20 protein-coding genes are annotated in these 24327 nt (G+C 68.4%); 6 read left to right on the top strand and 14 right to left on the bottom strand.

The window, feature by feature from the left end:
* Positions 1 to 2: 2 nt before the first annotated feature.
* From BS329_RS07565 to BS329_RS07540, 6 genes are all read right to left on the bottom strand, one after another.
* Positions 3 to 3791: a CHAT domain-containing protein gene (locus tag BS329_RS07565; RefSeq protein WP_076157194.1), complete on the bottom strand. Its 3789-nt coding sequence runs from the start codon at positions 3789 to 3791 to the stop codon at positions 3 to 5.
* Between the two features lie 83 nt (positions 3792 to 3874).
* Entirely contained in the window at positions 3875 to 5284 is a 1410-nt protein-coding gene (locus tag BS329_RS07560; protein ID WP_076157191.1) for a S28 family serine protease, read from the bottom strand.
* Positions 5285 to 5373: 89 nt separating this feature from the next.
* On the bottom strand, positions 5374 to 6144 hold the full coding sequence (locus BS329_RS07555) for an enoyl-CoA hydratase/isomerase family protein (RefSeq protein WP_076157188.1): 771 nt from the start codon (positions 6142 to 6144) through the stop codon (positions 5374 to 5376).
* Positions 6145 to 6187: 43 nt separating this feature from the next.
* A complete protein-coding gene (locus BS329_RS07550) occupies positions 6188 to 6610 on the bottom strand; it encodes a hypothetical protein (RefSeq protein ID WP_076157186.1) in 423 nt (140 codons plus the stop codon).
* 257 nt (positions 6611 to 6867) lie between these two features.
* Complete coding sequence (locus BS329_RS07545) at positions 6868 to 7827, bottom strand: ABC transporter permease (RefSeq protein WP_076157183.1); 960 nt, start codon at positions 7825 to 7827, stop codon at positions 6868 to 6870.
* Positions 7820 to 10711 carry an alpha/beta fold hydrolase gene (locus tag BS329_RS07540; RefSeq protein ID WP_076157180.1) on the bottom strand — a complete coding sequence of 964 codons (2892 nt, stop codon included), beginning with the start codon at positions 10709 to 10711 and terminating at the stop codon, positions 7820 to 7822. The genes BS329_RS07545 and BS329_RS07540 overlap by 8 nt, the downstream gene beginning before the upstream one ends.
* Before the next feature lie 289 nt (positions 10712 to 11000).
* Between BS329_RS07540 and BS329_RS07535 the strand changes: the two genes are divergently transcribed.
* Entirely contained in the window at positions 11001 to 11975 is a 975-nt protein-coding gene (locus BS329_RS07535) for a TerC family protein (RefSeq protein WP_076157177.1), read from the top strand.
* Positions 11976 to 12005: 30 nt separating this feature from the next.
* On the top strand, positions 12006 to 13967 hold the full coding sequence (locus BS329_RS07530) for a S9 family peptidase (protein WP_076157174.1): 1962 nt from the start codon (positions 12006 to 12008) through the stop codon (positions 13965 to 13967).
* Between the two features lie 216 nt (positions 13968 to 14183).
* On the opposite strand, the gene BS329_RS07525 is transcribed toward BS329_RS07530, so the two are convergent.
* From BS329_RS07525 to BS329_RS07515, 3 genes are all read right to left on the bottom strand, one after another.
* The gene (locus tag BS329_RS07525; RefSeq protein WP_076157172.1) at positions 14184 to 14840 is read right to left on the bottom strand and encodes an RES family NAD+ phosphorylase; all 657 of its coding nucleotides are present in this window, start codon (positions 14838 to 14840) and stop codon (positions 14184 to 14186) included.
* Between the two features lie 171 nt (positions 14841 to 15011).
* Positions 15012 to 15593, bottom strand: coding sequence for a DNA-binding protein (locus BS329_RS07520; RefSeq protein WP_076157169.1), 582 nt, complete (start codon positions 15591 to 15593; stop codon positions 15012 to 15014).
* Positions 15594 to 15938: 345 nt separating this feature from the next.
* Positions 15939 to 16919, bottom strand: a complete 981-nt coding sequence (locus BS329_RS07515) for a LacI family DNA-binding transcriptional regulator (protein WP_076158144.1) — start codon at positions 16917 to 16919, stop codon at positions 15939 to 15941.
* Between the two features lie 112 nt (positions 16920 to 17031).
* On the opposite strand from BS329_RS07515, the gene BS329_RS07510 reads away from it, so the two are divergent.
* Entirely contained in the window at positions 17032 to 18519 is a 1488-nt protein-coding gene (locus tag BS329_RS07510) for an FGGY-family carbohydrate kinase (protein ID WP_076158139.1), read from the top strand.
* On the opposite strand, the gene BS329_RS07505 is transcribed toward BS329_RS07510, so the two are convergent.
* A complete protein-coding gene (locus tag BS329_RS07505; RefSeq protein WP_143252919.1) occupies positions 18450 to 19178 on the bottom strand; it encodes a helix-turn-helix domain-containing protein in 729 nt (242 codons plus the stop codon). The genes BS329_RS07510 and BS329_RS07505 overlap by 70 nt on opposite strands.
* Positions 19179 to 19208: 30 nt before the next feature.
* On the opposite strand from BS329_RS07505, the gene BS329_RS07500 reads away from it, so the two are divergent.
* The 3 genes from BS329_RS07500 (at position 19209) to BS329_RS07490 (ending at position 20868) form a co-directional block, all read left to right on the top strand.
* Positions 19209 to 19382, top strand: coding sequence for an NUDIX hydrolase (locus tag BS329_RS07500; protein WP_425266354.1), 174 nt, complete (start codon positions 19209 to 19211; stop codon positions 19380 to 19382).
* Positions 19383 to 19586: 204 nt separating this feature from the next.
* On the top strand, positions 19587 to 20072 hold the full coding sequence (locus BS329_RS07495; protein WP_076157167.1) for an MmpS family transport accessory protein: 486 nt from the start codon (positions 19587 to 19589) through the stop codon (positions 20070 to 20072).
* A gap of 28 nt (positions 20073 to 20100) precedes the next feature.
* Positions 20101 to 20868 (top strand): ABC transporter permease, encoded by a 768-nt coding sequence (locus BS329_RS07490; RefSeq protein ID WP_076157164.1) that lies wholly within the window; start codon positions 20101 to 20103, stop codon positions 20866 to 20868.
* On the opposite strand, the gene BS329_RS07485 is transcribed toward BS329_RS07490, so the two are convergent.
* The 4 genes from BS329_RS07485 to BS329_RS07470 are packed head-to-tail and all read right to left on the bottom strand — an operon-like array spanning position 20831 to position 24313.
* Positions 20831 to 21517 carry a histidine phosphatase family protein gene (locus BS329_RS07485; RefSeq protein ID WP_076157161.1) on the bottom strand — a complete coding sequence of 229 codons (687 nt, stop codon included), beginning with the start codon at positions 21515 to 21517 and terminating at the stop codon, positions 20831 to 20833. The genes BS329_RS07490 and BS329_RS07485 overlap by 38 nt on opposite strands.
* 19 nt (positions 21518 to 21536) lie before the next feature.
* Positions 21537 to 23405: a Na+/H+ antiporter gene (locus BS329_RS07480; protein WP_084749517.1), complete on the bottom strand. Its 1869-nt coding sequence runs from the start codon at positions 23403 to 23405 to the stop codon at positions 21537 to 21539.
* A gap of 40 nt (positions 23406 to 23445) precedes the next feature.
* Complete coding sequence (locus BS329_RS07475) at positions 23446 to 23841, bottom strand: VOC family protein (protein WP_076157159.1); 396 nt, start codon at positions 23839 to 23841, stop codon at positions 23446 to 23448.
* A 4-nt stretch (positions 23842 to 23845) separates the two neighbouring features.
* Positions 23846 to 24313, bottom strand: coding sequence for a helix-turn-helix transcriptional regulator (locus BS329_RS07470; protein ID WP_076157156.1), 468 nt, complete (start codon positions 24311 to 24313; stop codon positions 23846 to 23848).
* Positions 24314 to 24327 lie beyond the last annotated feature (14 nt).

Genomic DNA, 24327 nt, shown 5'->3' with positions numbered 1-24327 from the left:
GGTCAGCGGCCCTGATAGGTGAACGCCGCCCAGTGGCTCATCGTTTCAAGGTCGGGTCGTTTTTCCGTGCCTGCCAACAATCCCGTGACCCAGTCCGGGAGTTCCCGGTCCGGGTCGAGCATCCAGAGCTGGGCCGCGCGCAGCGCGGTCGGCGGTGCCGGGTATCCCGAGTTGAGGTAGTGGTGGAACATGAGCATGAACAGGGCGGTCGGGAGATCGGCCACCGGCCAGCGGGTGCCCACCGCTCCGGCCGCCCCGCCCGCGAGGAACGCGGTCGCCAAGGTCAGTGCCTCGTCCTGGGACGTCTCGGTCAGGTCGCTGGCGCACGCGGCGAGGACGACGAGCCCGCCGTCGGCGTCCGCCGGTCGCTGGGCCGCCTGACGCAGGATGTCGCGCACGTACAGCTTGGTGTTGCCGGCGAGCACCAGGTAGGAGTCCAGCGGCGGATCGGTTCGCACGGCGTGACAGCTCAGGTGGAGCAGGGAAGCTCCCGGCCCTCCTTTGTGCGGAAGGAGTCGCCGTACGACGGCCTGACGTGGCCAGCCGACCCCCGCCCCTGGGTAAAACCGTTCGAGAGCGGCGATTTCGGCCTCGACCCAGATGAGGTGATCCTCGAGTGACGCCGATCCCGCCACCCCGACCAGCGCGGGTTCTCGCGCCCAGCCCCTTCGCCCACGGCCGGAGGCGTCGACGAACTGCCTCGCGGATGCCGCATAGCTGACGATCGCGTCTTGGCAGGCATAGCGGAGACCGCCCGTGACCGGACGTCTCGAGGCATGCCAAGGCACGCAGCCGAGACGACCTACCGGGGCGAGGACGAGCCTTGGCACGCCACGATGCCCTCGAGAGCGGACGTGATCGAGGAGAGGGCCCATCGCGGCAGGCCATGCCCAGTCGCTGAGCGTTTCGGCCGCTTTCGTCCAGCGTTTCCTCGCCTGATCGCCGTCCTCACCGGAGCGAGCGCGTTGCACGTCGCGTTGCGCGTCCTCGAACTCGTCGATCGGTCCGCCCGCGGTCACCGAGAGGTGGGGGAGCGGGATTTCGGCGGTGGATCCGTCGGACGAGACAAGGACCGCGAAGCCGGATTTACCTTCGTCATGGAGAACCAGATAGACCATTGCCACCGCGTCGGCCTGGTTCAGCGTCGCGGCGATTTGAGCGACCGCCGGCGGAGACATCAGGCGTTGTTCGGTTTCGGTTCCTTCGATCGCGAGCAGGACGTCTCGGCGTAACGTGCTCGGCATCCTGGCTGTGACGATCGGCCCGTCGAGACCCGCCGCCGGGTCTTGACCGACCTGCTCCTCCCAGCCCGCGGCCAGGTCCGGACGCCCGCTCGCGCGGAGCAATCCCGGGGTGTCGGCATCGACGGTCGCGGAGTGCAGGACCATCGCCCTGCCGAGTTCCAGCGCTCGCACGGCGGAATCGTGGTCGCCCGCCGCGACGCACCAGCGCGCGACGTCCGCCGCCTCGCCTTCGGCATGCAGTGCCGCGTCGAGGGCGCGGCTCACGCCGGCTTGGATCATCACTTCCCTCATCCGCGCCCTGAGCCCGTCAAGTCCGGCGGCGACAGCGCGCGTCTGGTCTCGGCGATGGGTGTCACCGCGGGTGAAGTAGCACTCGCCAAGTTGGTTGAAGATCGCCGCGGTGTCCGGCAACCCGGGTTCACGGAGCGCGAAGAGCCGGGCTTCCTCCAACCGGGTGATCGCGTTGTCGAGGTCCTGAGCCCGCCGCCAGATCAGGTTTCTCATCCGGAAGGCGAGGCCCAGCTGGCCGAGCATCACGAGGCGTTCATGTCCGTCGCCGGACGCCTTGGCGTATTCCTTCGTGATCATGGCTATGCCGTCGTCCATCAGGTTGCGATCGCGGGCCGCGAACCCCTCGTTGATCAGCAGGATCGCGCTCTCGAGGTTCCAGTCGAGTAGTGCCGTGTCCGCCGTGTCATGGTCGAAGAAGCTTTGGATGGCCGCCCGGAAGGCCGCCAGACGTGGTCCTGATTGGGGGAAGTCCCCGCCGGTTTCGTCGTGAGAGGCGCGGAGCATGTCCAATATGCCTCGGAGATGTCCCCAACCACCCACAGCCAGGTCTTCAGCCGGGGTGTGGGCCAGTGTCTCGTCGAGTTCGGCGCGGAGTTCGTCGATCCGGCTGGGCGACAATCGTCCGGCGCGCGCGAGAGCGGCGATGATCTTCAGCAGTCTCAGTATCCAAGATGCGTCGGCCCCTGTGGAGAGATCTTCGCCGTCGTTCGATGATCCTGCCGATTCGTCGAAGTCGGTGATGGCGTCGAGGTCCGCCAAGTTCCGGGTCATGCCGTATCGCTGGAGGAGCATCGCATAGATCAGCGGAGCCAGCCGGTGATGCAACTCGTCTTCCACGGGAATTCGGTCGGCGGCCTCCTGAACCAGTTTGATCGCCGTGCTCAAGCGATCGGGATCGCCGTCGAGCCGGCTGCGTATCGCTTCGGTCCAGCCCATGAGCAACGCGTGGACCCCGTCACTTCGCGGTGAGGCGGTGGAGCGTTCACGGTTGGCCGTCAGCAACCCGTTGATCCGGATCACCGGGTCGGCCGATCTGCTGCCGATGGCCTGCTTGATCGCGAGGACGGTGAGTTTGGCCAGCGCGATCAAGCGTGCGTGGTCGTCGTCCAGTTCGTGCAGGGCTCGCTCGAGTCGTTCGAGCGTGGGGTTGATGTCGCTTCGGAGAAAGGACTCGCCTTCCGGTCCACTCGCGATCGCGCCGAGTAGATCCCGAGTGAACGACTGTGCCGGGTGATCACCGTGCCGGGACAGTATCTCCAGCAGCGTGTCGATCGGTTCGGCGGATTCGCCGTCGTACACACTGCCGAGCCTTGCCAACCGGGTATCGAGGGTCACCCGCATACTCGTCAGGAGCCCCGACTCCCACGATTCCGGGTGTTCGTCCTTCTGTGCCTCCTCGATCAAAGTCCGCATCAAGCGGATGTCGTCGGCGGAAACCTCCTTCGGGTTCCGCAGCACTCTTGTCAACCCTTGGAGCATCGAAAAGCCGGTGCCGAACGGGTTGTCCTGCGGCGAGATCGCTCCCAGATGGTGTGACGCGACCTCGGCCGCCGCGGCGAACCTCGGGGCGAGTGTGTTGTTCTTGAGGTCTTCGAACACTTTCGAGGTCAGCCCGGTGACACCTCGTCGCATCTCGACGGGTGTCGATCCGGAAAGTGCGAGCAGGGCGAGACCCAGATGAGCCGCGTCGACGAGGAAAGGGGGTGAGTCGGCGTCATCGATGATCTTGCTCAGTTCCCCGGTCGCGCGGGCGTGATCGGCTTGGTCGCCGCCCGCCAGGAGGAAACGGACCGCGAGTAGCGATCCCAGTCTTTGTCTCGCCATTTGAACCGTGTCGGGGTCGAACGCCGCAGCCGCGGCGAGGGCGGTCGCGAGCGGGTCGATCGCCTCGGTCAAATCCGGTGACGACGTCGTGTTTTGCTGGAGTAGTCGATGGGCGAGTGCCAAACCGAGGTACAGGGCGACTTCGGGCTCCGCGGGGCTTTCCGGCGGAAGCGCGTTCTTGACCTCTCGAAGCGCGTCTATCGCGCTATTCCGGTCATCCGCCTCCAGCGTCACGTCGAACCGGTTCAGATAGGCCAGACCTTGCAGATAGCGCACGTAGACATGATCGAGGGGTTCCGAGTCGTCTTTCCGGCTGAGTAGCGTCTCACCGAGGTCCACGACTTCGGTGAGAGCGTCGATCGAGCCCGCTGACGCGCGTGACACCGCGTCGTCGAAGGCCGTGCACAGCTCTTCGAACGTCCCCTCCACCATCGCTGGCAACCCTAGCGTCGGCAAAGGAGGGGCGGAAGTGACGAGAAGTTGTCATTTCCGCCCTTGCCGCGAGACCACGAGCGTCAGAGGCGCGGGCGGTGAAGCAGGGTCAGGTCCGCGTCGAAGTCCGGGAACCCGGCGGGCGCCGAACGCGTGGTCATCCCTGGCGAGACCGGAGGCAGACCTGCCCACCGCCGGACGGTGTTGGTCGCTTCAGTGGCCTGGGCTGTCGGAAGCTGTGAGATCTGGGCACCGTGGTTCCCGCCCGGCACCGTGTAGCTATATGAGTCCTTCGTGCCGAAGCCCAGCCGGAACGGTTCGGCGCCCCAAGGGTCGTTCTCACCGTAGACGAACAGCAGCCGGCTGCCCTGCGTCTTCACCCAGAAGTCGATGTCCGGCATCGCCAGGTGATCGAACCGCGGGATGTCGACCGACTTCGGCACGAACGTCCGCGACACGTTGGAGCCCGGGTAGCGCAGCAGGTCCCGGAGATAGCCTTCATAGGACTCGGGGGCGCCGAGCTGGTACGCCGCCTGGAAGTAGTAGGGGACGTAGATCCTGAGGTTCTGGTCGGAGTAGGTGTTGAGGCTTTCGACGCGTTCGAACCAGGCGTAGACCTCGGCCGCCGGAGCACCGGCCTTCGGGACCGTCGCGCAGTCCGCCTGCTTCTGGTACTGCCAGAAGGCGAAGTACGAGTCGATGACCGAGATCTCCAGCGAGAGGTCGGCCGAGCCGACGGTCGTGAACGTCAAACCGAACTTGGCCGCGTCGGCGGCGGCGAGCGCCGCGAACTCCGAGCGCCGGGTCAGCACGTCGCGCTGGATCGCCTTCAGCGCCGATCGGCAGGCCGGGTCGTTGCCGACGTTCGCCAGGAACCGGTTGTAGCGGTCGTGTGCATTGATGACGTCGTTGGGCGCGACGTAGGGGATCGTCGCGTCGACGTCGTTCGGGAAGAACCTACGGAAGTAGGTCGCCGTCATACCGCCCTTGCTGGCGCCCGTGGCGAGCCACTTGCCAGGATAGATCCGCTTGAACGCCTCGACCGCTCGGTGCTGATCGGCCGCCGCCTGCCAGATCGTCAGCTGCTTGCCCCAGTCCGGCCGTTCCGGCCGCGAGGGGGTGAAGAACCGGTACTCCATCGACAGCTGATTGCCGTCGACGAGCTGCGTCGGCTCCGAGCGGTTGGGGAAATCCCCCACGTTGTACCCGCTCGTGTACACCACGGTCGGCGAGCGGAATTCCTTGTGCAGCAGGGTGAATCGCTGCTGGAAGGTGCCGGCGGACGGCCTGCGGTGGTCGGCGGGCTGGGTGTAGGCGAGTTTGAAGAACCGGTATCCGGCCGGCGCCGGGTTCTCCGAGACGACGGTCAGGCCGGGGATCCGGCCGAGCGCGTCCTTGATGTCTTCGGGCGCCGCCCGTGCGGCCGGGGTCAGCCCGGCCAGTGTGAGAACCGTGATCGCCAGAACCGACCACGCGGCCGTGAGCTTCCGCATTGATGCCCTCCCCAACGTCGACCTGTTGAGCGGTCGGATACTCACAGAGTCCGCGCCGGTGGGCAATCGCCTATCCGGTCGAGCCGAAGTCAGGCCCGCCCGCCCAGTACCCGGTCGACATAGGCCTTGACGGCCGCGAGCGCTTCGGGGGAGCTCCACAGTTCGAGGACGTGGGCGTCGTCGCCGGTGCGGTGTTCGGCGATCCGCTCGTGGAACGGCCGGTGCAGCTGCGCCTTCGTATGCGCGTACGCGGCCGAGGGAATCTCGGCGAGTCTCCCGGCCACCTCCACCGCCCGCCCCACGACGTTTTCGGGCGCGGTCACCTCGTTCACCAGCCCGAGCCGGAGCGCGTCCGCGGGCAGGTGGGTCTCGCCGAGGAACGCGAGTTCGGCGATGATGTCGGAGCCGAACCCGGAGCGCAGGATCTCCAGCGCGGCCAACGGGAACGGGACGCCGACGAGCAGTTCGGTGATCCCGATCCGGCTCGGGCCGTCCGCGAGGACACGGCGGTCGCAGGCGGCGGCGAGCACCGCCCCACCGGCGGTCGCGTGACCGTTGACGGCCGCGACCACCGGACCGGGGAAGCCGAACACCGAAAGGAACGCGTCCGACAGCGCGGGCAGGAAGTCCTCGACGTAGTCGGCGCCACCGTCATGCACTCGCCGCAGGTCGACGCCCGCCGAGAAGATACCGCCGGTACCGGTGAGCACGACTCCGCGATACCCGCCTAGCTGGACGTCTTCGAGCCGGAGAGCCAGTTCCTGGCAGAACTCCGTGTCGAGGGTGTTCGCCTTACCGTGCTGCAGGGTGACGACGGCGACCCCGCCTTCGTCGTCCACGCGGATCGAGGAGGTGGCCATGAGCCGACCGTACCCGAGCCCGCGGGGATCTACAGTGGACCGCCTAGTCCTGGAGGCGCACGGTGATCGTCGGGCTGAAGGTCCGTTTGCGGTTCCAGCCGGACTCGGCGCCGATGCTCAGCTGGATGGCCCGGTCGGCGGGCGCCCAGTAGCCGGTGCGGACGAAGTACGCGTCCATCGCGCACAGCCTGCTGCACGATTTGCGGTTGCAGATGGTCTCCCAGCCCCAATGCCTGCCGCTCTCCTCGACGCCGTTGCGGCGGACGAACAGAGACGGGTTGCCGATGTCGCGGCAGTAGGCGCTGCCCTCGGAGATGTAGAGGACCCCGTCGATCTTGTAGAACCGCTTGTTGTCGAGGAGCGTCACTTGACCCGAAGCGGCGAACCCGACCCGGCCGCCCTTGTCGGCGGTCATGGTCCAAGCGAGAGAGAACTCCTGGACCGGAATCTCCAGTGACTGGGTCATGGTGTGAGTCCCCGCTTTCTTCTCGCGTCGGCACCTTTCCCTGAAGATAAGGATTACCCGGAGGTCATCGAAGCTGAAGGGGAACTTTTCACCCAATGAGTCGATGATCCGAAAATCGATGTTCTCATGCGCATGAAACACCGGTTACCAGCGCTAATGGGTGAAGGTCGCCACGGCCAGTGAAAACCGGGGCCCACCTGGGAAGAGAATTTCCTCTTCCCGGTGAGCCCCGGTGGTTTTCCGGTGCGAAAGCGGTCTCAGCTGGTGATGTCCTTCGTCGCGAACCGGCGACCGGCCAGCAGGAAGAAAATCGTCCCGTACAACGCGGCCGACAGCATGCCGTTGGCCATGTTCGTCCAGTCGATGTCGGTCGAGATCAGGTCCATCCACGAGAACGCGAAATGCGTCGGAAGGTAGTCCCGCAATCCTTCCAGCGCGGTGATCTGGTCGAGGATCTGCGAAACGATCGCGACGATCACCGCGCCGCCGACGGCGCCGAGCGGGGCGTCGGTGGCGACCGAGAGCAGCATCGCCAGCCCGGCCACCCACGCGAGCTGCAAGATGATGTAGATCGTCGCCAGCCCCATGGCGATGAGACTGTCGCCGAACGAGACCGCGTCCCCGGTCGGGCTGATCGCGTCCCCCGCGCCATACCAGATGACGCCGACCACCAGTGACACCAGTGGCAACAGGATCAGCGCGACCGCCGAGAGGATGCCGGAGACGATCGCCTTCTGCCGCAGCACCCGATGCCGGGGGACCGGTATCGCGAGCAGGTACTTCAGGCTCGACCACGACGCCTCGCTCGCGATCGTGTCGCCGTAGAACAGCGCCACGATCATCGGCAGCAGGAACGTCCCGGAGACGAACAGCGCGAGCACCACGAAGTTCGGCGCGCTCGCGGTGGCGAGGTCGACGAATCCGCCGCTGCGGCGATTCGGGTTGGCCTGCCCGATCTCGAACGCGATCACCAGTACGAACGGCAGCAGCGCGACGAATCCCAGCATGAGCTGGGTCCGCCGCCGTTTGAGCTGCCGTTTCAGTTCGACGCCGAGCCGCAGCGTCCGGTCGGCGCGGTAACCCGCCACCGCCCCGTCCGGGCCGACCTCGGTCCGTTCGTGCGACGCGACCTCGGTCAGCTCGAGCAGTGCCGCCGGATCGGTGTGCACGCCGTGATCCACCCGGGTCACCGGGGAAGAACCATTGGTCTTACTCACCCTTCGAGTCCTCTCCGACCAGCTGCAGGAACGCGTCTTCCAGACGGCGCCGCGGCCCGGCCTGCTCGACCGCGACCCCGGCCCGCACGAGGGCGGCGACCGCCTCGGCGCGGGCGAGACCGTCGAGATCCGCGTGGACCAGTTCGCCGTCGACGTCGACGCCGGAAACACCGCCGACCTTCCGCAGCGCTTCGGCCGCTTCGGCGGGCTTGTCGACCCGGAACGTCGCCTCGCCGCTGGACGCGGCCAGTTCGCCGACCTCACCCGAGGCGACCAGCATGCCGCGGTGCATCACGACCACGTGCGTACAGGTCTGCTCGACCTCGGCCAGCAGGTGGCTCGACACCACCACGGTGCGTCCCGTCGCCGCGTAGCGCTGGAGCACCTCGCGCATCTGGTGGATCTGTGGCGGGTCGAGTCCGTTGGTCGGTTCGTCGAGCACCATGAGCTCCGGCAGGCCGAGCATCGCCTGGGCGATCGCGAGCCGTTGCCGCATGCCCTGGCTGTAGGTGCGGACCCGCCGGTTCACCGCGTCGCCCAGCCCGGCGATCTCCAGCGCCTCGGCGAAATGCGCCCGTTCCCTTGGACGGCCCGTGCTCGCCCAGTACAGCTCCAGGTTCTCCTTGCCGGACAGGTGCGGCAGGAAGCCCGAACCCTCCACAAAGGACCCGATCCTGGACAGCACCGGCGCACCGGGCGCGATCAGGTGGCCGAACACCCGGATGTTCCCGGCGGTCGGCGTGATCAGTCCCATCAGCATGCGCAGGGTCGTCGTCTTGCCCGCGCCGTTCGGCCCGAGCAGACCGAGGACCTGGCCGGGTTCGACCCGGAACGACAGGTCCTTCACCGCGACGAACCCGCCCGCGTAGGCCTTGTGCAGTCCTTCGATCACCAACGGCGTCTTCGCCAGGCTCTCGTCGACGTCGTGGGCGCGGCGGCGGCGGAACGCGGCGATCACCGTGATCGCGATCCCGGCGAGCAGCGTGCCGGCGATCCCGAGCAGCTGTCCGGTGGGCGCCGCCGCGCCGACCGAGGTGCCGGGCACGACCGGGACGCCGAGCTGTCCGCCGTCCGCCAGTCCGATACGGAACACCGCGGGCTCGACCGGCGTCGCGAACGCCTGGTCCGTGGTGCCGACGACGAGCCGGAGCGTGTGCCCTGCTTCCAGCGGCCGCACGATGCCGGGCAGGGTCACCGTCACCTCGACCGGGCTGCCGTCCGCGGGCAGACCGGAAACGCGGAACGGCGCCACGGCGTTGGCAGGCAGTGCCCGGACACCTTCCCCGTTGACGTCATAGAGCTTCGCGAACAGGACCGCTTCCTTCTGCGGTGCCGCCGCGTCCGGATCCGCCGAGACCCGCAATCGGACCGTGGACGAACCGGCCACGATCGTCTGCGCGTCGAGTGGTCGCGTCGCGAACTGCGCGGCTTGACCGGGTGGGTCCACACTGAACAGTCCGGACAGCCGGGAAGAGCCCGCCACCGCTCCGTTCAGTCCGGGGATCCCGCTCACCGCGGCGGGGTTGCCGCCCGCGGGCCGGACGACCGGCTGGGCCGGGCCCTCCAGCGCGAACGACCGCCGCTCGGTGGCGTCCCCGGTGGCGCCCGGGTACGCGGGTGCCGTGACGGTCCGGACCGAGGGGGCGCCGTTGGCCCGCAACGTGCCCTGGATGTCGTAGCTGAACCCGGTGCCGGGATCGGTGCCCTGTCCGGTCAGCGAGAACTTGAGGAAGTCGGCGATCTGCGTCCGCAGCTTCTGCCCGGGCTTTCCGCCGTCGTGGCCGCCGGTGTACCAGATCGTGCGGACCTTGCCGCCCGCCGCGGCGATCTGCCTGGCGGTCGCGTCGGACTGGTCCAATCCGAACAGCGTGTCGCTTTCGCCCTGCACCAGCAGGGTCGGCACGGTGATCTTGTCCGTCACGGACGCGGGGGAGACGCGCCGGAGCAGGTCGACGGTGCGCTGGCTCGCCTTGCCGGTGGTCGCGAGTTCGGTGTAGGCCTGGCAGACGTCGGCGGTGAACCGTCCACAAGGGTCGGCCGGGCCGGGAGCCGGCGGCCGGCCGTTCGGACCGCCGAGCGGCAAGGACTGTGCCGCGGCCCCCGCCGCGCCCGCTCCCTGCGCCGCACCGGATTCGCTCGTCTCGTCACCGGCTTCGGGCGCCTCGTTGGCGGGGGAACCGCTCTGCGCCGCACCGGAACCGGCGGAGAAGAAGATGCCTGCCCACGACCTCTTGAAGACGCCGTCCGCGGTGAACGCGCCGGCGGCGGGTGTGGTGGCGGCCGACGGCGTGGCCGAGGCGGCGTTCGGGAAGAGGCCCTGCGCGAGGTCGTTGTAGGTGATGACCGGCGCGATCGCGTCGACCCGCTTGTCGGTCCCGGCGAGCAGTAGGGAAAGCGCACCGCCGTACGACGCGCCGGACACGGCCACCTTCGGGTCGCCGTTCTCGCTGAGGACCTCGGGCCGGTTGGCCAGATCGTCGATCAGTTCCCGGGCGTCGGCGACCTCGCGGTCGGGATCGTTCAGCGCGATCTTCCCGGTGCTGCGGCCGAAACCGCGCGCGGACCAGGCGAGCACGACGAAACCCTTGTCGGCGAGTTCGCGGGCTTCCGTGGCGACGCTGTTCTTGTCGCCGCCGAAACCGTGGGCGAGCAGGACCGCGGGCGCCGGGGTCTGCTCGGGGACGTACAGCGTCGTGTCGATTTTGACGACCTCTGGCGAGCCCGGTGTTTCGGGCAGGTCGAGGATCGCTTCCTGGGTTTTCACTGCGGACGGCGCGGGATCGCTGTTCGTCCACACGATGGCCGCGGCGGCCAGGACCACCACGACCGCGGCGAGCGCGGTGAGCTTCGCGCCTCGCGTACGAGGGAGCGGGATTCGGGGCACGGGATGACCGTATTCGCCCGAACCTGAGAACGCCTCGCCGAGTTCACGCGGACCACACAGGCGTGGTGGTGTGACGGGAGTTACGCCATCATCTTGGTGACAAGGGCAACCTTAACTGGCGTCACGCGTACAGACAGGTCAAACTGGACAAGCTGTGAGGGGAGTATTCCTTCGCGGCGGTGTCGTCAGCACGGTGGTCTTCGCGGGCCCCCGGCACCGTCGGCCGGTTCCACCGGCGGAAGAGACCTCCGGTTAGTCGCTGCTGTGCACTTTCCGGAGGGTTGGTTACATGTCTGTTCCCCTGTGGCTATGGATCGCCACGGTCGGCGGTCTGCTCGCGCTGATCGCACTCGACCTGGTCATCGTCGATCGCAAGCCGCATGAGGTCACCACCGGCGAAGCCGCCCGGTGGGTCATCTTCTACATCGCCGTGGCCATCGCGTTCGGCGTCGGTGTCTGGGTGTTCGCCGGACATGACCCGGGGGTCCAGTTCTTCACCGGGTACATCACCGAGTACTCGCTGAGCGTCGACAACCTGTTCATCTTCATGATCATCATGACCTCGTTCAAGGTGCCCGCGATCCACCAGCACCGGGTGCTGCTGATCGGCATCCTGCTCGCACTCGCCATGCGCAGCGTGTTCATCGCCGTGGGCGCCGCGCTGATCGCGCAGTTCGTCTGGGTCTTCTTCCTCTTCGGCGCCATCCTCATCTGGACCGCGGTCAGCATGGTCCGCAACAAGGACGAAGAAGAGGAATACGAGGAGAACGCGCTCACCCGCTGGGTGCGCAAGCTCTTCCCGGTCACCGAAGAGTGGCACGGCCACAAGTCCTTCGTGAAGAAGGACGGCAAGCGCTGGATCACCCCGATGTTCCTGGTGATCGTCGCGATCGGCAGCGCGGACCTGCTGTTCGCGGTCGACTCGATCCCGGCGATCTTCGGTATCACGCAGGAGGCCTTCCTGGTCTTCACCGCCAACGCGTTCGCGCTGATGGGCCTGCGGCAGCTGTACTTCCTGCTCGGTGGCCTGGTCACCAAGCTGGTGTACCTGTCCTACGGTCTTGCCGTGATCCTCGCCTTCATCGGCGCCAAGCTGTTCCTGCACGCGCTGCACGAGTACCACGTCGTCCCGGACTGGCTGGACATCAACAACTGGGTCTCCCTCGGTGTCATCGTCGTGGTCCTGACCGTGACGACGCTGGCCAGCCTCGCGAAGGCGAAGAAGCTGGAAGCCGCTGAGCGGGAGTCTTCGATCAGTAGTTAGAGTTGCTAAGGATCGGGTACCGTCGGGCCTGTGCGTCCCGTTGACATCGAAGCCCTGACGGTCCCCGGCATCCTCGCGCTGCGCGGTGACCTGCTGCTCACCGCGGTGAGCAGGCCTGATCTGAAGACGAACAGCTACCGCGGTGGACTGCGCAGGGTCGATCCGCGCGGTGGCGGGGAAGAGCCCTGGACGCACGGGACCCGGGATTCCGCCCCCGTCATCTCGCCGGACGGCCGATGGGTCGCCTTCCTCCGGGCGGGGGACGGCTCCGGGCGGACGGCCAAACCGCAGGTACACGTGATCGCCGCGGCCGGTGGTGGCGCGAAGCGGATCACCGACCTGCCCCTCGGCGCGGGTGCCCCGGTCTGGGCACCCGATTCCCGCCGGATCGCCTTCGTCGCCCGTGTGCCAGAGCCGGGCCGTTACGGCACGGAGAACGCGGACGGCGAAACCCCGGAGCCCGCCGAAGAAGCGCCCCGGCACATCACGAACCTCTTCTACCGGGTCGATGACGTCGGCTTCCTCAACGACCGTCCACAGCGTCTGTTCGTCGTGGACGCCGTCGCCGCGCTGAACGAGGCCGAGCCCGCCGACCTCACGCCGCTGACCGACGAACACGCCGACGTCGAGCATCCCTCGTGGACGGTCGACGGTGAGTTCGTCCTCGTCGCCGCGCCCCGTGACTGGGCCGTCGAGGACACCGTCCGTTCGGATGTGTACGCCGTGCCCGCCGCTGGCGGCGACCCTCGCCTGGTGGTCCGCACGCCGGGTACCGCGGCCACCCCGGTGTCCACTCCGGACGGTTCGATCCTGTTCCACGGCACCGCGTTCCCCGGTGCCGAGGAGATCGCCCGCAACACCGGGCTCTGGCACGCGCCGTGGCCCTCCGGCGATGAGCCGTCGTTCGCGCGCCGGCTGACCGACGTCGAAACGGTGGACTGCGACAGCGCCGCCGGTCCGCCCGTCGTCTTCGGCGACGAGGTGCTCGTCGTGGTCCGCACCCGCGGTGCCGCCGAGTTGCGCGCCGTCCCGCTCGACGCCGAACTGGCCGAGCTGAAATCGTTGCGGTACCTGGCAGGCGAGTTCGCCGCGGTGAAGTCGTTCGTCGTCGACGGCGCGCGGATCGCCGCGGTGATCGGAACGCCCGAAAGCTCCGGCGACGTCGTGCTGCTGTCGGACGAGGAACCCCGTGTGCTCACGGACTACTCGAAGTCGTTGCGGGACATCGGGATCCGGCCGCTGGAGGAGCTGGACGCGACCGCGTCCGACGGCTACCCGGTGCACGGCTGGATCGTCCGGCCCGAGGGTGACGGACCACATCCCGTGGTCCTGATGATCCATGGTGGACCGTTCGCGCCGTACGAATGGAAGGTCTTCGACGAGGCGCAGGTGCTCGCCGCGGCGGGCTATGCCGTCGTACTGGGGAACCCGCGCGGTGCCGCGGGCTACGGCGAGAGCCACGGCCGCAGCATCGTCCACGGCTTCGGCACCGTGGACGCGCTGGATCTGCTGACACTGCTGGACGAAGCGCTCACATTGTCCAATTTGGACAGTGATCGCGTCGGGGTGATGGGCGGTTCGTACGGCGGCTTCATGACCAGCTGGCTCGCCGCGCACCACGGTGGCCGGTTCCGGGCGGCGTGGAGCGAACGCGCGGTCAACGCCCATGACTCCTTCGTCGGCAGCTCGGACATCGGCTGGTTCTTCGCCGACGGCTACGTCGGCGACGATGTCGAAGAACAGCGCAAGCGCAGCCCGCTGACCTATGCGGGAAAGATCGACATCCCGTTCATGGTCGTGCACTCCGAGCAGGACTGGCGGTGCCCGCTGGAGCAGGCGCAGCGGATGTACGTGGCGCTGCGGCGCAACGGGGTCCCCGCCGAATTCCTGCTGTTCCCTGGCGAGGGACACGAACTCACGCGCTCGGGGCAGCCGCGGCACCGGGTGCAGCGGTTCGACGCCCTTCTGGAGTGGTGGGGCCGGCACCTCTGATCCTCGCGTCACCGGATGAGATGAACGGGGCTTCCCTTTGCGATGAAAGTCCCGTTCATCTCACGCTAGGTCGTGCGGGGAGGTTACTCGTGTGACTGGTGATGCTTATGAGGCACTGGTGCTTCAGTGCTGGAGGCTGTGGGGCGCCAGAGTGTTATGAACGGTCCGTTCATAACGAGATTTGTTATGAACGGTCCGTTCATAACACGCGGCGAGTCAGCTCAGCAGCGTGTAGTTCAGCTCTTCGCACACCCGGCCCAGCGGGAGGTCGAGTCCCGGGTGGTCCAGGGGGAGCAGCACGTCCGGCGCGATCGGCAGCGAGTTCCCGGCGGGTGGGTCCCACAGCGCGAGCGCGGGGCCGCCGGAGTCCATGGACGACCGGTACCAGAGACCGTCGAGATCGCCGAAGGCGGCGCGGATGGCGCGAGCCCAGGCTTGGGTGATCTTCTTCGGGCCGCTGGAGATCTCCTGCGAGGCCCCGACGCGGGTCGGCCACAGGCCGGCGAGGTCGAGCAGCCGCAACGTGCGGGTCGGCCGGACGACGACCAGGCGCGGGCCGCGGGATTTGCGGTCGACCGTCGACGTGGTCTGGAAGACCTCCGCGATGCTGGTGCGCACGGTGAGACCGAAGTACAGGACGCCGTTCCCGGGGTCGGTCACCGGGCGACCGCCGCGACCTGGGGCCTGCGGGTCGAAACGGCCGTGCGGGAGCGGGCCGCTGTAGCGGAACGAATTCCACTGCTGGGGGTGGTTGCCGTGCGCGGTGAAGATCCTGACCAGCCTGGTGCCGGGGTGCACCGTCACCACGTCGTTGGTGCGGTGCAGCTCCTTGACCAGGACAGAGCGTGCGGGCGGCAGGGGGAGCCGGGCCATACCTCGGGAGTCGTCCGTCCTTGTCGGGTGATCTTGCTCGGTGGGGTCAGCCTACGGCCTACCTCCGACTGAAATTTTCCGTCGTCGGGCAAAACACCTTAGCGTCTGTGGTGAACCCGCGTCCGCGATCGCGTCGACGGGGCGCTACCTGGTCAAACCGCTGAGAAGTTTTCAGAACGGGGAGCCCAGCGTGGCCACCAGCTTGGCGACGTGCTCGGGGTCGCCGCCGGAGAGCAGCCATTGGCGCGGGGTGGCGGGATGTTCGTTGATCACCAGATCGCTCTGCGGAGTGCTCATGAACGCGGCCACCACCAGTGCGGGCTGATCTTCGGGTACGGCGCGCAGCACGATCTCCAGGCCGGGCAGCACTCCTGAGCCGGCGAACTGCCAGGCGGGCAGCCGCCAGCCCTGGTCCTTCCAGCCGGTGAGCCTGCCTTCCTTCAGGCGGTGGCGGATGCGGCTGTCGTCCACGCCCAGCACCTTCGCCGCTTCCAGCACGCTCAGCGCCGAATCGGCGAGTACGGCGTGCGCGGCGACCGTGCGGGCACGGAAATCCGGTTCGTCCTCGCTGCGGGGGGAGATGTCCAGGCCGACGTCGGTGAGCGCGGCACGCTGATCCGCCGAGAAGTAGTGCGACGGATCGGGGTTCGGCGGGGACAGCCTCCGCGCCGCGTCCTCCACGAGGGTCAGGAACTCGTTGGCGTCGACCTTCAGGCCCGCCTTGGCGAGGACGTTCTCGAGCGCTATGGACATGCGCCTAGGGTAACTCGTTTGTGCGGGTTCGTGCGGACTCATCTCGATTTCTTGGGTGAATTCACCAGAGATGAACACAGAGTGCACGGAATCAAACACGCGCAGTAGGCAATATCGCCATAGTGTGCCCGTATCGAGCGACCTTGTCCAGGCTTCTTGGCTTGACAGGCCGGTTAAGGGAACTTACCTTCCGAAAGGTAATCGATTTCTTGCCACCGCTTCGGAGAACCCGGCTGGTGTGGGGCCGGCTTGGGGGGAACAAGGGGGTGGGGCGTTCCTGGGCGGCCGGTGCGAACCGGTCGCCCAGGCACGTCGTGCGCCTGGGGTCTCCGATGCCGGCCGCTGTCAGTCGCGCCGCGAACTCCGGCGCACGATCAGCCGCGCCTGCAACGTGGTCGTCGTCGCCCGGCGCGTGCTGTCACCGATCCGGGCGAGCAGCAGTTCGGCGGCGACCTTGCCCACTTCGTTCGCGGGCTGGGCGACCACCGTCAGCGGCGGATCGATCAGCGTCGTCCACGGCGCGTCGTCGAACGACACGATTCCCACGTCCTGTCCCGACCGCAGGCCGCGCGCGGCCAGCGCTTCCAGGACGCCGATCGCCATCGTGCTGTTGCCGACCAGCAGCGCGTCCGGCGGTTCGGGCTCGTCGAGCAGGCTGAGCGCGGCGAGCCTGCCACCCTCGGCGCGGAACTCGGCGCGGCGGGTGAGTGCGTGCCCCGCGCCGACGGCGTCGGTGTAACCGGCCAGCCGGTCGTCGGCCGTGCGCACCCCGGACGGCCCGCTGACGCAGGCGACTCGCCGGTATCCGCCGTCGAGCAGATGGCGTGTCGCGTCGCGGGCGGCGAGCCGGGTGTCGACCAGCACCTGATCCCCGGTGTTCTCCAGCAGTGGACGGTCGACGGCCACCACCGGCGTGCCGCGCTGGGTCAGCCTGTCGACGTTGGTGGCCCGGCCGGTGGGGGAGAGCACCACGCCGGCGACCCGTTCCTGGAGGGCGACGTCGATGTAGCGCCGCTCCTTCTCCTCGTTGTCGTCGGCGTTGCACAGCACCACCGAGTAGCCCGCGGTCTGCGCGATGTCCTCCACGCCGCGCGCGATCGCGGTGAAGAAAGGGTTCTCGACGTCGGAGATGATGAGCGCGAGCACCGCCGTCTCCTGACGGCGCAGATTCCTCGCGAGCCCGTTCGGATGGTATCCCAATTCCGCGGCGGCGGCCTGCACCCGCGCCGCGAGCACCGGGTCCACAGTGGACTTCCCGTTGAGCGTCCTCGACACCGTCGCCGTGGAAACCCCGGCCCTCGCCGCCACGTCGTTGATGGTGGCCACCACGACCTCCCCTTCTGCAGGTGTGTTGACACCTTCGCACGGGAAGAATAGCTTGACCGACAATCGTTACCATCCGCTGATCGCGCTACTCGCGGAGGAGTTCGGAGGGGTAGTGGGCGAACCGGGCCTGGTGCTCGGCATCGACATCGGCACCTCGAGTTCCAAAGGCGTCCTCGTCGATTCCCAAGGCACCGTGGTGGCGCGAGCGTCCAGGCGGCACGGCACTTCCCGTCCTCGTCCCGGCTGGTTCGAACACGACGCCGAAACCGTGTGGTGGCGGGATTTCCTCGTCCTGGCCAGTGAACTTTCGGCAGGTGCCGGGGATCATCCCATCATCGGCGTGTCGGTCAGCGGAATCGGACCGGTGCTCCTGCCCGCGGATTCCTCCGGGAAACCGTTGCGCCCGGCGATCCTTTACGGCGTCGACACCCGTGCGCACGACGAAATCCGGGAACTGAACCGGGAATTCGGTGAAGAATCCATTGTGGAACGGGGCGGCAGCGCGCTCGGCTCACAGGCCGTCGGGCCGAAGTGGCGCTGGCTGGCCAAAAACGAGCCGGACGTGTTCGAACGGGCGAAGCTCTTCCTGATGGCGAGTTCGTTCCTCGTGCTGCGGCTGACCGGTGAATACGTGCTCGACCACCATTCAGCGAGCCAATGCGACCCGATGTACGACTTGCGCGAGGCCAGGTGGGCGCCGGACCGGGTGGCCGCGATCGCCCCCGGCATCGACCTGCCGAGGCTCGCGTGGCCGACCGACGTCGTGGGGTCGGTCACCGCCGGGGCGGCCGCGGAAACCGGCCTGCCGCAGGGGATCCCGGTGACGGCAGGCACGGTGGACGCCTGGGCCGAGGCGACCGGGGCCGGTGTCACCGCGCCCGGCGACACGATGCTGATGTACGGCACCACGATGTTCCTGATCCAGGTGCTCTCCGATCCCCGCCCCGGCCCGGGGTTGTGGACGACCCGCGGCGCGTTCCCCGGCACCTACTCGCTCGCGGCGGGAATGGCCACGTCGGGCGCGATCACCGACTGGCTGCGGGAGCTGGTCGGCGGCGAGTTCGGGGAACTGACCGCGGCGGCGGGCGAGGTCCCCGCGGGCAGCCGCGGGTTGCTGATGCTGCCGTACTTCGCCGGAGAACGGACACCGGTGCCGGATCCGGACGCGCGGGGCGTCGTCGCCGGGCTCACCACTTCCCACGGCCGTGCGGAGCTGTACCGCGCGGCACTCGAAGGCACGGCGTACGGGGTGCGGCACAACCTGGAAGCCATGCGGGAAGCCGGTGGCGGCGCGCGGCGGTTCGTCGCCGTCGGCGGCGGGACGCAGGGCGGGGTGTGGACGCGGATCGTCAGCGACGTCGCGCGGATCGAGCAGGAGATCCCCACGGAGACCATCGGCGCCGCGTTCGGGAACGCCGTTCTCGCGTCGACCGCGCTGGGCAGGGAGCCGGACCTCGAAGCCTGGAACCCGGTCGCCGAGATCGTCCGCCCGAGCGCGGACGCCGAGGTCTACGATGAGTTCTATCCGCGTTACCGTGCGCTGTACGAGTCCACAGTGGACATCGCGCACTTCTTGGCGCGGAAGAACTCCCTCGCCTGAACTCCGGCGAATTCCCGGCAATCCCGGCTCAGATGCGCTTGGTCGGCGTATCCCGCCGACGCCGCCAGTGAGGCGAGATCCGGTGCCGTCCCGGCGAGTCCGATGGCGCGCTGGAACCGCGTGACGCGCAGATAGGTCGCCGGTCCGTAGCCGACCGCGAGGGTGAACCTTCGCCGCAACTGCCGTTCCCCGGTCGTGAACCGCTCCAGCGCGGCCGATACCCGGGTCGCGCCGCCGTCCAGCCTGGCGATCAGTTCCGAGACCTCCCGGTCGGCTCGTCCGGACCGGCGTTCCGCGACGATGTCGGCGAGCGAGGCGGCACCACAGAGCACCCGCTCGGCCAGCAGGCCGCCTTCCCGGCCCCAGAGGTCGCCGAGGAAGACACGCTGATCACGCAGTTCGTCGGCGCCCAGTCCCAGGACGCCGCCCGCCCTGCCGGGGGCGAAGCGCACGCCACGCACGCGGACACCTGGCGGTGTTTCCCAGGTCCAGGCCGTGGTGTCCGGCCCGGCGACGAAGACCTCATCGCCGCTCTCGACCAGGTCGACACAGCCGTCGGGCACGATCCGCTTCGGCGCCTTGCCCGCGTCTTCCCACAAGCAGCGCACCACGTCGCGCAGGCCGCCGGGTGCCGTCGTCTCCCGATACACGGTTGCCATGATGCACCGGCACTACGACAGAATCGGGCCGTGCCGGAAGCAGAGATCGATATGACCTGTTACACCGCCGAGCATCGCGGTGAGCCGGTGCCCGGCCGGGAAATCGCGGAGTCCGCCCGGTTGTCTTCGGCCGACGTCCACCGCTGCCCGCCGGCGGGGCGGCGGATGCTGGGGCCGCTCGCCGAGGCGGATCTCGTCGACTGAGGGCCGGTATCACTCAAAGTGAGCTATTTGGCTCAGTCTGTTTACGCCGATCGTTCGATGACCAGGTGCTCCGTCTTCGTCAGCGCACCCAAAAGGGTGAATATCGGGTTTCTTCCCGATAACGGCTAACGCGGAGTCACCTTTGAGCGAGATGTAGTTTGACGCACTCGACGGAAGTGCGCTCGGACGAGAGAAGACCTCTCCATGGGTGTTCCCACCGCGACCCCTCCGGCATCGGCGCCGGGACAGGGTGCCCCGGGCAGGCTCAAGCCGCTCGGGACCGTCGTGGTCGTGCTGGGCGTGATGGCCGTCGCCGTCACCTTGGCCAGTTACGTGATGCCGAAGGCCTCCCGGCCGGTGCAGAACCCACCCGCGCCGCAGGTCGAGCAGGCCGCGGCGGCCGTCCGCACCGTGACGCACTCGGTCGTCTACGAGCTGTCCGGAGCGAAGGGCGCGCAGAACGTCACCTACGTCGCGCAGGGTTCGGAACTCATGCAGAAGACCGAAGTGACGTTGCCGTGGAGCACCACCTTCGACCGCGCGAGCCAAGAAGACCACGACGAGTTCTACAGCGTCTCCGCGCAGGGCGCGGGTAGCGGCGCGCTGCGGTGCCGGATCGTCGTCGACGGCGAGGTCGTCAGCGACCGCACCGCCCCCGCCGCGGGCGCGCCGGTGACCTGCACGTCCTGATCCCCGTTTCTGCGGCAGGATCATCCGTGTGACGGATGGTGCGATCTCTTTCGGTCCCGTGCTGGCCGTGGTCCTCGTCGTGTTGGCGATCTTCGGCGCTGCCGTGGTGCGGTTCGGGCGGCTGGGGCAGGGCAAGGCAGTGTTGTTCGCGGCCGCGCGTGCCGTCGTGCAGCTCGCGGCCGTCTCGCTGGTCATCGTCGGGATCCTGGAATCGGGCTGGCTGACCGGCGGGTTCGTCCTGCTGATGTTCGCGATCGCGGCGTTCACCTCGTCGCGCCGGATCGGCGTACCGAAAGACCTCGTATGGGTGGCGCTCGCCATCGCGTCCGGCGTGGTGCCGGTGCTGACACTCGTGCTCGCGACCGGCGTGGTCCCGTGGAAACCGATCGCGATCGTGCCGATCGCCGGGATCGTCATCGGCGGCGCGATGTCCGCGACTTCCCAGGCTTCACGGCGTGCCCTGGACGAACTCGTGTCCCGGCACGGCGAGTACGAAGCCGCGCTGGCACTGGGTTTCCTGCGGCGCCCGGCCGCGCTGGAGATCTGCCGCCCTTCGGCGGGACACGCACTGATCCCCGCGCTCGACCAGACGCGGACGGTCGGCCTGGTGACCCTGCCCGGCGCCTACGTCGGTGTCCTCCTCGGTGGCGCCGGGCCGTTGCAGGCCGGGGTGACCCAGGTGCTCGTGCTCATCGGGCTGCTGGCCGCGGAAGCGGCGGCGGTCCTCGTCGCCGTGCACCTGGTCGCGGCGGGCCGGATCAGCCGAAAGGCGACTGAAGATGCGACGTGTCGTTGAACCGCCGCACCATCCAGTTGTCGCCCGAAACCACCAGGTGCGAGATCGAGCCGTTGTCCACCCCGAGGAACGCGAACCGGTTCTGCGCGGCACTGGCCTGCGCGAAGACCTCGCCGATGACGCCGCCGTGGGTGAACACGGCGATCCGGCGGCCGGGGTTTGCGGCCGCGAGCCTGCCGATCGCCGCCTTGATCCGGCCGCCGAAACTCTCCATCGTCTCCGCACCCGGGATGACGTCCCAGCGCTGCTCCTGCCACAGCTTTTCGACGATCGGGTGACCTTCGTGGGTGTAGCGCCGGAAGAGGCCGTTCTCCCAGTCGCCGAGGTGGATCTCCCTCAGCTCCGCCTCGACCTCCGGCGTGACCCCGAGTTTCGCGGCCAGCGGCGCCGCGGTCTGCGACGTCCGCCGCAACGTGGTCACGTACAGCGCGGAGATCCGCTCGTCCGCCAGACGGCGCCCGACCCGCTCGGCGTGGTCCCTGCCCTCCGGCGCGAGGTCGGGGTCGGCTTGCCCGTCGACCATGTCGAACGGTGAGCTGCCCTTCGCGGGCGCTGATTCTCCGTGGCGGACAAGGAAGATCTCGGTCGATCCGGGTGGGGGCGAGAACCGGTGCTGGCGGTATTCGATCTCCTGCTCTGGGGTGCTCATGACCGCCGACGATACCGATTCAGCCCAGCTGTTTGTCCACGAAGCACCAGCGCCAGGTCTCGCCGGGCTCGTGACTGCGCATCACCGGGTGCAGGGAGTCGTGGAAGTGCTGGGTCGCGTGTTGGCCCGGCGACGAGTCGCAGCAGGCGACGTTCCCGCATTTGACGCATTCACGCAGATGGACCCAGGTCATCCCGTTCTCGACGCAGACCGCGCACTCGTCAGGGGAGCTGGGTTCGACCGGTGGCCAGTCCTTGGTCAGATGCTTGCAGGATCCCGCCGTCGCGGCGGGGGTGCGTAGTTCCCGACCGGAGTCCGGCACGACGTCTTCCTCCCTGTCGAGCATGGATTCCTCGATGTCGAGACGTTCGAGGATCCGGCGCAGGACATCATCATCGGCCATCCCGGAGTCACGCGCCTCCAGGAACTTCTCCCGTTCGACTTCGAGCAGCTTCAGCCGCAGACGGCGGTAGACGTCGCTCGGCGTCTCGACCACCGTGCCCTGCCTGCCGAGCTCTTCCCAAGCCGAATCGGACCGGTGCTGGAGCCTGCTGCGGAGCCGCTCGACGATGTCGTCCGGATCCTCGGGGGTCCGGATCTTCTCCAGCTCCTGGAGCGCGGCCCGCGTCATGTCGTGGATGACGGCCGCCTCCTGCAGCGCGTCCTCGCCCGCATCGGGCGGGGGCAGTTTCAGGCGGCGCACCAGTACCGGCAGCGTCGTTCCGTGCAGCAGCAGCGTTCCCGCCACGACGACGAACGCGACCAGCACCAGCACGGCCCGCTGCGGGGTGTCCGCGGGCAGCACGAACGCCGCCGCGAGCGTGACGACCCCGCGCATCCCCGCCCAGGCGATCACGGCCGAGTACCGCCACGGCCAGGCGTGGCGGCGGAACAGTCGCCTGGCGAGCCCGATACCCGCCATCCAGACGACGCGGGTGACGATCGTCGCGGCGAGCGTGGCGGCGCAGATCAGGAAGAGGTCCAGCGCGCTCAGCCCGCTTTCGCCGACCTCGGTCATGATCCGGCGGACCTGGAGCCCGATCAGCAGGAAGACGATGTTCTCCAGCAGGAACTGGATGGTCTGCCAGTTCAGCCTGCTCGCCAGCCGGGAGCGGCCCGAAAGCATGCTGGGCGACTTGTGCCCGAGAATCAGGCCCGCGACGACCACGGCGATCACCCCGGAACCGTGGATCGCCTCGGCGGCCAGGTAGGCGACGAACGGGACCACCAGTGAAAGCGCGGTGTCGCTGACCGGATCCTGGAGCCGGGTGCGGATCATCGCGGCGAGCGCGCCGACGGCGAACCCGATCACGAGCCCACCGCCGGCGGCGAGCAGGAAATCCCCGCCCACCTGCAGCAGGCTGACCGAACCGGCGATGGCCGCGATGGCGGTCCGCAGGGCGACCAGCGCGGCCGCGTCGTTGAAGAGGCTTTCGCCCTCCAGCAGCCGGGTCAGCTTGCGCGGCATCCCGACCTTGCGGGCGACGGCGGTGGCCGCGACCGCGTCGGGTGGGGCGACCACCGCGCCGATCGCGAATCCGGCGGCGAGCGGCAGACCGGGGATCACCAGCCACGCCACGACGCCGACCGCGGCCGTGGTGCAGATGACGAGCCCCACCGACAACAGCAGGATCGGCCCGCGGTTGCGGCGGAAGTCGATCAGCGAGGTGCGGATCGCGGTCGCGTACAGCAGCGGGGGCAGCAGCCCCAGCAGCACGACCTCCGGGTCCAGTTCGTACTCCGGGACGCCGGGGACGTACGAGGCGACGACCCCGACCGCGATCAGGCACAACGGCGCCGACCAGTCGAGTCTCCGCGCCGCGGTGGTGACCAGGAGGACGGCCACCACCAGTGCCACGAGTTCTACCGCGATCTCCACGCCGCTCATCATCACCCGGAACGCCCGGTGCCCGCGCACCGAGGCCCGGTTACCGCTGTTCGATACGCACCAGGTTGCCCGCCGGGTCGCGGAACGCGCAGTCGCGGACGCCGTAGGGCTGGTCGAGCGGCTCCTGGACGACGTCGGCACCGGTCGCCTGGATCCGGTCGAAGGCCGCGGTCAGGTCCGGGGTGGACAGCACGATGGCCCCGTAGGTCCCTTTGGCCATCAGTTCGAGGATCGTGGAGCGTTCCTCGTCGGTGATTTCCGGATCGGCGGCCGGGGGATGGAGCACGATCGACGTCCGCGGTTGCCCCGGCGGGCCGACGGTGACCCGGCGCGGGCCTTCCTCACGCACGTCGAAGCCCAAGATGTCGCGGTAGAAGGAAAGTGCGGCTTCGAGATCGTCGGCGGGGAGGAAGGACGCGTGAATCGAGACGGTCATGCGGTCAAGGTAGGTCCGGGCGCGGGGAAGCCGCTTCTCTATTCCTGACCGGCCGCATGACCTGTTTGACGACGCAGCCGGGCATCCCGCGTCCCTCTTCGACCGCCTGCTTGCGATACGCGCTCGGCGACATCCCGACCAGCTCGGAGAAGCGTGTGCTGAACGTGCCCAGCGACGAGCAGCCGACCTCGAAACAGACCTCGGTGACCGACATGTCCCCGCGCCGCAGCAGCATCATCGCCCGCTCGATCCGGCGGGTCATCAGGTAGCTGTAGGGCGATTCGCCGTACGCGGCCCGGAACTCGCGGCTCAGGTGCCCGGCCGAGACGTGCACGCCGCGTGCCAGCGCCTCGACGTCCAGTGGCTGGGCGTAGTCACGGTCGATCCGGTCGCGGACGCGTCGCAGCATGGCGAGGTCGCGCAGGCGCGGGCCTGGGTCACGCTGTCCGGTCACCCGGAAAGCGTAACCCACGCCGGGACGGGAAA

The organism is Amycolatopsis coloradensis (assembly GCF_001953865.1).
Taxonomy (GTDB): domain Bacteria; phylum Actinomycetota; class Actinomycetes; order Mycobacteriales; family Pseudonocardiaceae; genus Amycolatopsis; species Amycolatopsis coloradensis.
The sequence above is the reverse complement of the archived record's forward strand: the minus strand, read 5'-3'. Positions and strand labels throughout refer to the sequence as shown.